Source organism: Actinosynnema sp. NPDC059335 (assembly GCF_042752395.1).
Lineage (GTDB): Bacteria > Actinomycetota > Actinomycetes > Mycobacteriales > Pseudonocardiaceae > Actinosynnema.
Genome location: NZ_JBHYXZ010000243.1, coordinates 1 through 8,773 on the forward strand (window position 1 = coordinate 1; position 8,773 = coordinate 8,773).

7 protein-coding genes are annotated in these 8,773 nt (G+C 70.8%); 6 read left to right on the forward strand and 1 reads right to left on the reverse strand.

Translation table 11 applies throughout. The features are described from left to right. Positions 1 to 94: 94 nt before the first annotated feature. The gene (locus tag ACFXGA_RS38325) at positions 95 to 1,321 is read right to left on the reverse strand and encodes an ROK family protein (RefSeq protein WP_378097493.1); all 1,227 of its coding nucleotides are present in this window, start codon (positions 1,319 to 1,321) and stop codon (positions 95 to 97) included. A 188-nt stretch (positions 1,322 to 1,509) separates the two neighbouring features. On the opposite strand from ACFXGA_RS38325, the gene ACFXGA_RS38330 reads away from it, so the two are divergent. Genes ACFXGA_RS38330 through ACFXGA_RS38355 form a run of 6 tightly spaced genes read left to right on the forward strand, consistent with a single transcriptional unit; the run spans position 1,510 to position 8,663 of the window. Continuing rightward, complete coding sequence (locus ACFXGA_RS38330) at positions 1,510 to 3,168, forward strand: ABC transporter substrate-binding protein (RefSeq protein ID WP_378097496.1); 1,659 nt, start codon at positions 1,510 to 1,512, stop codon at positions 3,166 to 3,168. After that, on the forward strand, positions 3,165 to 4,247 hold the full coding sequence (locus ACFXGA_RS38335; RefSeq protein ID WP_378097499.1) for an ABC transporter ATP-binding protein: 1,083 nt from the start codon (positions 3,165 to 3,167) through the stop codon (positions 4,245 to 4,247). The genes ACFXGA_RS38330 and ACFXGA_RS38335 overlap by 4 nt, the downstream gene beginning before the upstream one ends. Further along, a complete protein-coding gene (locus ACFXGA_RS38340) occupies positions 4,244 to 5,224 on the forward strand; it encodes an ABC transporter permease (protein WP_378097502.1) in 981 nt (326 codons plus the stop codon). Before ACFXGA_RS38335 ends, ACFXGA_RS38340 begins: the two co-directional genes overlap by 4 nt. A 3-nt stretch (positions 5,225 to 5,227) precedes the next feature. Next, complete coding sequence (locus tag ACFXGA_RS38345) at positions 5,228 to 6,214, forward strand: ABC transporter permease (protein WP_378097505.1); 987 nt, start codon at positions 5,228 to 5,230, stop codon at positions 6,212 to 6,214. Beyond that, entirely contained in the window at positions 6,211 to 7,221 is a 1,011-nt protein-coding gene (locus tag ACFXGA_RS38350; RefSeq protein WP_378097508.1) for an ABC transporter ATP-binding protein, read from the forward strand. The genes ACFXGA_RS38345 and ACFXGA_RS38350 overlap by 4 nt, the downstream gene beginning before the upstream one ends. 41 nt (positions 7,222 to 7,262) lie before the next feature. Continuing rightward, the gene (locus tag ACFXGA_RS38355) at positions 7,263 to 8,663 is read left to right on the forward strand and encodes a GH1 family beta-glucosidase (protein ID WP_378097511.1); all 1,401 of its coding nucleotides are present in this window, start codon (positions 7,263 to 7,265) and stop codon (positions 8,661 to 8,663) included. The last annotated feature ends 110 nt before the right edge of the window (positions 8,664 to 8,773 follow it).

Genomic DNA, 8,773 nt, shown 5'->3' on the forward strand with positions numbered 1-8,773 from the left:
CGACTCACGCGAGAGTCCTACGTTCGCGCCCCGTGTGTCGAACGCTCAGGACCCGTGTGTCGAACGTTCGGGTACCCCGAGTTCTGCGTTCGGGTCAGGCGATGTCGGCGCGGGTGGTCGGTTTGCGCGGGTCGGCGGCGCGGTCGAGGAGGGCGGCGACGGGGAGGGTGGCCGCGCCCACGGCGACGGCGTCCGGGCCCAGGCGGCCCAGCTCGATCGAGATCTGCTCGTACGGGTGCCGCAGCGCGTGCGCCCGGGTGGCGGCCACGATCCGGTCGAGCTGGTGCGCGCCGAGCGCCAGCCCGGCCCACCCGCCCAGCACGATCCGCTCCGGGTTGAACAGGTTGACGAGGTTCGCGATGCCCGCGCCCAGGTAACCGGCGGTCTCCTCCAGCACGCGCGCCGCGGTCTTCGACCGGGACGCGGTGTCGATCAACGCCGCCACGGTGGCCTGCTCGTCCCCGGCCGGCAGCTCGCGCCCGCGCGCCTTGCGGTACCGGTCGAGGATGCCCTCGGCCCCCACGTACGCCTCCAGGCACCCGAGCGCGCCGCACCGGCACGGCCGACCGCCGTACACGATCGTCGTGTGCCCCCACTCGCCCGCCGAGCTGGTCGCGCCCCGGTACACGCCGCCGTCCGTCACGACCGCCGCGCCGACGCCCGACCCGATGAGGGCTATCACCACGTGCCGCGCGCCGCGCCCCGCGCCGAACCACATCTCGGCCTGGCCCTGCGTCTTGGCCCCGTTCTCCACGTACAGCGGCCACGCGGACTCCGACGCCGCCGCCACCAGCTCCTCCAGCCGCACGCCGTCCCAGCCGATGGTGGGCGCGTGCACGACCGCCGTCGCGCCCTGCTCCACGGTCCCGGGCACGCCGATCCCGACGCCGAGCACGGTCGAGGCCGGGACGCCCGCCGCCGCCACCACGTCCCGGACCGACGAGGCGATCAGCGACGCGACCGCGGCGGGGGAGGACGGCGACATGGCGTGGTCGAGCGCGGCGAGCTGGGCCAGCGACAGGTCGAACAGCTCAACCTTGATCCCCGTCTCGCCGACGTCCACGCCCACCACGTGCCCGAACGCCGGGTTGACGCGCAGCAGCACGCGCGGCCGCCCGCCGTCCGAGTCGACCGACCCGGCCTCCACCACGAGCCCGTCGTCGACCAGCTCCCCGGTCACGTTCGACACCGTCGCGGCCGACAGCCCGGACAGCCGGGACAGCTCGTACCTGCTCAAAGGCCCGTCGAAGAACAGCGTCGACAGCAGCGTCGAGCGGTTCTGCCGACGCAGGTCGCGGACGGTGGTGCGCTTCGGGGCCACGGCACGGACCTTAGTTTGCGACTTAAAATTAGACTAAGTTTGTAACGTGTTCGTTATTGACGTGACTTGGCTCACCGGGGTTGAGTCTGCAACGACACGAGGACGCCCCGGGCGTCCCAGCCGCGATGGCACCCGCGGCCCGCACTATCGAGAGCGCTCGCCCTTCCCCCGCCCGACAAGGAGAACCCATGCGACTCAGGCGAACGTCCGCACTCGCCGTCGCGGCAGCACTGCTGTTCTCGGCCGCCTGTTCCACCTCGAACCCCGGTGCGAACAGCACGAACGAAGGCGTGCTCAACGTGGGCATGCCGAACGGCCCGCAGACCGAGAACAACAACCCGTTCCTCAACACGTCCGCGGCCAGCTCGCTCGGCTACCGCCGACTGATCTTCGAGCCGCTGGCGATGGTGAACGAGACCGACCCCACGGCGAAGCCCAAGCCGTGGCTCGCGACCGAGTGGGAGTGGTCGGACAACTACAGCAAGCTGAGCCTGACCATCCGCGACGGCGCGACGTGGTCGGACGGCAAGCCGCTGACCGCCGAGGACGTGGCGTTCACCTTCGAGCTGCTGAAGAAGAACCCCGGCCTGAACGTCGAGTCCGTGCCGTACGACGTGATCTCCTCCTCCGGCAACAAGGTCGACGTCGGCTTCCCGAGGTCGCAGTTCGTCAACCAGAAGAAGATCCTCGAACAGCTCATCGTGCCCAAGCACATCTGGTCGACCGTCGCGGACCCGAACACCGACCCGGTCAAGACCCCGGTCGGCAGCGGCCCGTACACGCTGAAGACCTTCACCTCGCAGACCGTCACGCTGACCGTGCGCGACTCGTACTGGCAGGAGCTGCCGAAGGTCAAGGAGGTCCGCTACACCTCCTACAGCGACAACAACGCGCAGACCACCGCCCTGGCGACCGGCGCGTCCGAGTGGAGCTTCGTGTTCATCCCGAACTACGAGGCCGTCTACACCTCCAAGGACCCCGAGCACTACAAGCTCTACTTCCCGCCGGTGCTCGGCATCCACGGCCTGTGGTTCAACACCAAGGTCAAGCCGTGGGACAACCCGGCCCTGCGCCGCGCGGTCAACATGGTGATCAACCGCGACGACATCTTCACCCAGGGCGAGGCCGGGTACTTCTACCCGAAGGTCGACAACATCACCGGCATCCCGACGCCCGCCGGCGACCCCTACATCGCGCCGCAGTTCAAGGACAAGATCGTCACGGTCGACGTCGAGGCCGCGAAGAAGGAGCTGACCGACAACGGCTTCACCTTCGACGGCGACAAGCTGAAGGACCCGTCGGGCCAGCCCGTCACGCTGAAGATGACCGTGCCCTCGGGCTGGTCGGACTACGTGACGAACCTGGAGATCATCAAGGACAACGTGTCCAAGATCGGCATCGAGGCCACGGTCGACCTGCCCAACGCCGACACCTGGACCAAGGCGCTGGACACCGGTGACTTCCAGGCCGCGCTGCACTGGACCAACAACGGCCCGACGCCGTACGACATCTACCAGAACATCATGGACGGCGCGCTGTTCAAGCCGATCGGCGAGGGCGGCATCAACGGCAACTACGGCCGCTACGAGAACCCCGAGGCGACCGCGCTGCTCAACGAGTACGCCAACGCCGCCGACGACGCCGCCCGGACCGCGGCCCTGCACAAGCTCCAGGAGATCCACGTGCGGGACATGCCGGTCGCCATCACCTCCGCGGCCAACGCGGGCGGCCAGTACAGCACCAAGAACTGGGTCGGCTGGCCGGACCAGTCCAACCCGTACGCGCCGCTCCAGCCCACCCTGGAGAACGCGCTCGACGTCGTGATGCAGCTGAAGCCGGCCGCATGACGACGAGCACCGCGGCGTCGGCCTCCGGGACCACGGAAGTGGTCCTGGAGGCCGATGGCCTGACCAAGCACTTCCCGGTCCGCAAGCGCGGGCGCGAGCTGCTGTCCCGGACGACCCGCGCGGTGCGGGCCGTCGAGGACGTCACGCTCCGGCTGCACCGCGGCCGGGTCACCGCGCTGGTCGGCGAGTCCGGCTCGGGCAAGTCGACGGTGGCCCGGTTGCTGGCGCAGCTCCACCCCCAGACCTCGGGCGCGATCCGGCTGCACGGCGAGCCGGTGCGGACCAAGGGCGGCAAGCGCTTCCGGGCGTACAGCAAGCGGGTCCAGATGATCTTCCAGGACCCCTTCGCCTCGCTGAACCCCGTGCACACGGTGCGCTACCACCTGACCCGCGCGTTGAAGATCCACGGCAACGCGGGCAGCACGCCGGGGGAGCTGGAGGAGGCGCTGGCCGCCCTGCTCACCCGGGTGCAGCTCACCCCGCCCGAGCGGTACGTGGACAAGTTCCCGCACGAGCTGTCCGGCGGCCAGCGCCAGCGCGTGGCCATCGCCCGCGCCCTCGGCGCCGACCCCGAGGTGCTGCTGGCCGACGAGCCGGTGTCCATGCTGGACGTGTCCATCCGGCTCGGCGTGCTGAACCTGCTGCGCGACCTGAAGGAGCGCCTGCACCTCGCGATCCTCTACATCACCCACGACATCGCGTCGGCCCGCTACTTCGCCGACGAGACGTTCGTCATGTACGCGGGGCGCGTGGTCGAGGGCGGGGACAGCGAGACCGTGACCCAGCGGCCCGCGCACCCGTACACGCAGCTGCTGATCGACTCCGCGCCGGACCCCGACCGGCCCGCCGCGCAGGAGAAGGACGGCGGCACGGGCGAGCCGCCGTCGCTGATCGCCCCGCCGGCCGGCTGCCGGTTCAACCCGCGCTGCCCGCACGCGATGAAGGTGTGCGCCGAGCAGGTGCCGCCGCGGTTCGCCATCGGCGACGGCGACGGCCACTTCGCCGCGTGCTGGCTCTACGGCGCCGACCTGACCGACGAGGACAAGGCCGAGCTGCGCGCCACCCGGGAGGCGCCGTGAGCTACCTCCTCAAGCGGATCGCGTTCTACCTGTTCACCGCGTGGGCCGCGATCACGATCAACTTCTTCATCCCGCGCGCGATCCCCGGCGACCCGGTGCAGGCGTTGATCACCCGGTCGCGCGGCCAGATGACCAGCGACGCGGTGCAGTCGCTGTACGTGCTGTTCGGCCTGGACAAGGACGCGGGCCTGGTCGAGCAGTACTTCACCTACCTGGGGCAGTTGCTGCGCGGCGACCTGGGCCTGTCGTTCACCTACTTCCCGTCGCCGGTGTCGCAGGTCATCGGCGACGGCCTGCCGTGGACGCTGGGCCTGGTCGGCATCACCACCGTGCTCGGCTTCCTCATCGGCACCGCGCTGGGCACGGGCATCGGCTGGCGGCGCGGCTCGTGGGCCGACGCGCTGATCCCGGTGACCACGTTCGTGTCGTCGATCCCGTACTTCTGGCTCGGGCTCATCGCCATCGCGCTGCTGACCGGCCCGGACAGCTTCTTCCCGGCCTCCGGCGCCTACGACGGCGGCCTGGTGCCCAACCCCGACCTGGAGTTCATCGGCAGCGTGCTGCGGCACAGCATCCTGCCCGCGTTCACCATCCTGGTCTCGTCCATGGCGGGCTGGGTCCTGTCCATGCGCAACATGATGGTCACGGTGGCCTCCGAGGACTACGTGACCGTCGCGCACGCCAAGGGCCTGTCCGACCGGCGCGTGATGGTGTCCTACGCCGCCCGCAACGCGCTGCTGCCCAACGTCTCCGGGTTCGCGCTGTCGCTCGGCTTCATCGTCGGCGGCACGCTGCTGGTGGAGATCGTGTTCTCCTACCCCGGCCTGGGCCTGCAGCTGTTCCAGGCGGTCGGCGCCAAGGACTACCCGCTCATGCAGGGCATCTTCCTCATCATCACGCTGTCCGTGCTGCTGGCGAACTTCCTCGCCGACGTGGCCTACCTCGCGCTCGACCCGCGCACCCGACGGGAGGGCTGAGCAGTGACCGTCGTACCAACCACCGCGGCGGCGTCGCCCGTCGAGGCGCCCGCCAAGCGTCGCAGGCTGCGATTCGTGGCCAACCCCAAGGCCACCACCGGCCTGGTGATCCTGGGCTTCTTCGCGCTGGTCGCGATCGTCGGGCCGTGGATCGCGCCCTACGACCCGTCCGGGCGCAGCAACGACCTGCTCCAGCCGCCGTCGGCGGCGCACTGGTTCGGCACCACGCACCTCGGCCAGGACATCTTCAGCCAGGTCGTGGTGGGCACGCGCAGCGTCATCGTGGTCGGGTTCGTCGCGGGCCTCGTGGCGACCGTGCTGTCGGTCCTCGTCGGCGTCACCTCCGGCTACCTGGCCGGCGCGGGCAGCGAGCTGCTGTCCGCGCTGTCCAACGTGTTCCTGGTGCTCCCCGCACTACCGCTGATGATCATCATCACCTCGACGCTGCCGGAGACCGGCACCTTCACGATCGCGCTGGTCATCGGCTTCACGTCGTGGGCCTGGGGCGCACGCGTGCTCCGGGCGCAAACGCTCTCGCTGCGCGGCCGCGACTACGTGGAGGCCGCGCGGGCGACCGGCGAGAAGACGTGGCGGATCATCCTGTTCGAGATCCTGCCCAACCTCACCGCGGTCATCGCCTCCGGCTTCGTCGGCACGGTCATCTTCGCGGTGACCCTGGAGATCACGCTGGCGTTCATCGGCGTCGGCGCGGGCGGCGACTGGAACTGGGGCACCGTCCTGTACTGGGCGCAGAGCCAGCAGGCCCTCGCGCAGGGCGCGTGGTGGTGGTTCGTGCCCGCGGGCCTGGCCATCGCGCTGCTGGGCACCGCGCTGTCGCTGGTGAACTTCGGCATCGACGAGTTCGTCAGCCCGCGGCTGCGCGGCGGCGGCAAGACCAACGTCAAGACCGCCGACGGGCAGACGGTGCGGATGCGGGTCGGCTTCACGCCGGTGCTCGGCGCCCGGCCGGAGCGAAGGGAGACGTCGTGACCGACGCGGTGCTGGAGATCCGCGGCCTCAACGTGGACTACGGCCTGGGCGACGACGCCGTGCACGCGATCCGCGACGTCGACCTCACCCTGCACCGGGGCGAGGTGCTCGGCCTCGCGGGCGAGAGCGGCAGCGGCAAGTCCACCCTGGCCTACGGCCTGACCAGGCTCCTCCCGCCGCCGGGCGTGATCACCGGCGGCGAGGTGCTGTACCACCCCGACGGCGGCGACCCGGTGGACGTGCTGCGGATGGACCACCGGGCGCTGCGCGCGTTCCGGTGGGCGGAGACCGCGATCGTGTTCCAGGGCGCGATGAACTCGCTGAACCCGGTGCACCGGATCTCCACCCAGCTCACCGACGTGATCAAGGCGCACGACCCGGACGGCACCGGCGCCTCCCGCCTGGAGCGCGCCCGCGAGCTGCTGCGGCTGGTCGGCATCTCCGCCGACCGGCTCGACAGCTACCCGCACCAGCTCTCCGGCGGCATGCGGCAGCGCGTGATGATCGGCATGGCGCTGGCGCTGGAGCCGAAGGTCGTCATCATGGACGAGCCGACCACCGCGCTGGACGTGGTGGTGCAGCGGCAGATCCTGCGCCAGCTCGTCGAGCTGCGCGAACGGCTCGGGTTCTCGGTCGTGTTCATCACCCACGACCTGTCGCTGCTGGTCGAGTTCTCCGACCGGATCGCGATCATGTACGGCGGGCGGATCGTGGAGGAGGCCGCCTCGGCCGACCTCTACCGCGACCCGCTGCACCCCTACAGCCACGGCCTGCTCAACTCGTTCCCGGCGCTGCGCGGGCCGAAGCGCGAGCTGACCGGCATCCCCGGCTCGCCGCCCGACCTGCGGTCGATGCCCTCGGGCTGTTCCTTCCACCCACGTTGTCCGCACGCGATGGAGCGCTGCGGTGTGGAGGTCCCGGTGCTCGGCGTGCCCGCCCCGAAGGCGGGTCCCGGCGACCGCACCGTGGCCTGCTGGCTGCACCCCGTGCCCGACAACGGGCTCTGACCCCGTTCACGACAACGGGATCCGACCTCCAGAGGAGATCAATGGACACCACGGCGCCGACCGTCGGGCTCGACCCCGCGATCGACACCCTGCCCGCCTCGTTCCGCTGGGGCGTGGCGACCTCCGCGTACCAGATCGAGGGGGCGCACGACGAGGACGGTCGCGGACCGTCCATCTGGGACACCTACTGCCGGACGCCCGGCATGGTGCACAACGGCGACAACGGCGACGTCGCGTGCGACCACTACCACCGGATGCCCGAGGACGTCGCGCTGATCGGCTCGCTCGGCGTGGACACCTACCGGTTCTCCGTGGCCTGGCCGCGCGTGCAGCCCGGCGGCAAGGGCCCGGTCAACGCGCCCGGCATGGCGTTCTACGACCGCCTGGTGGACGAGCTGCTGGGCCGCGGCATCACCCCGTGGGTCACGCTCTACCACTGGGACCTGCCGCAGGAGCTGGAGGACGCGGGCGGCTGGCCGGTCCGCGACACCGCGCACCGGTTCGCCGACTACTCGATGCTGGTGTTCGACGCCCTGTCCGACCGGGTGCGGCACTGGACCACGCTCAACGAGCCGTGGTGCTCGGCGATGCTCGGCTACTACGAGGGCCGCCAGGCCCCCGGCAGGCAGGACTTCGAGGCGGCCATCCACGCCGTGCACCACCTGCTGCTCGGCCACGGCCTCGCCACCCGGCGGATGCGCGAGGCGGCCACCGAGCCGATGGAGTTCGGCATCACGCTCAACATGAGCCACGCGAGCCCGGCCACCGACAGCGACGCCGACCGCGACGCGGCCCGCCGCGCCGACGGCCTGTCCCGCCGCATCTACCTGGACCCGCTCGTGCGCGGCCACTACCCGGCCGACGTGGTGGACGACCTGGCCGCCCGCGGGGTGGAGATCCCCCAGGAGCCCGGCGACCTGGAGATCATCAACCAGCCCATCGACGTGCTGGGCGTGAACTACTACTCCAGCTCGAAGTTCTCCGGCGTGGACGAGGACGGCAACACCGCGGACGCCGACGGCGTGCCGGTGTGCCGGGAGGTGCGCTACGGCCGCCCGGTCACCGCGATGGACTGGGAGATCGTGCCCGAGGGCTTCACCAACCTGCTCGTCCAGATCGGCGAGGAGTACCCGGGCGTGCCCATGGTCATCACCGAGAACGGCGCGGCGTTCGACGACCACGCCGACGAGACCGGGTTCGTCCGGGACGACGACCGCACCGCGTACCTCGACGCGCACATCGCGGCGGTCGCCAAGGCCCGCACGGCCGGCGCGGACGTCCGCGGCTACTTCGCGTGGTCGCTGATGGACAACTTCGAGTGGTCCTACGGCTACGACAAGCGGTTCGGCCTGGTGCACGTGGACTACGACACGCAGGTCCGCACCCCGAAGAGCAGCGCGCTGTGGTACCGGGACACGATCCGGCGCGTCCGGGGCAGCTGACCGCGTCGGGTGGGGGGGGCGGCGGGGGTGTCCGGGGGCGCCCCCCCCCCCGGCGCGCGCCCCCCCCCCCCCCCGGACCATGAGAAAAAAATCACAAGACCACCGCAGAG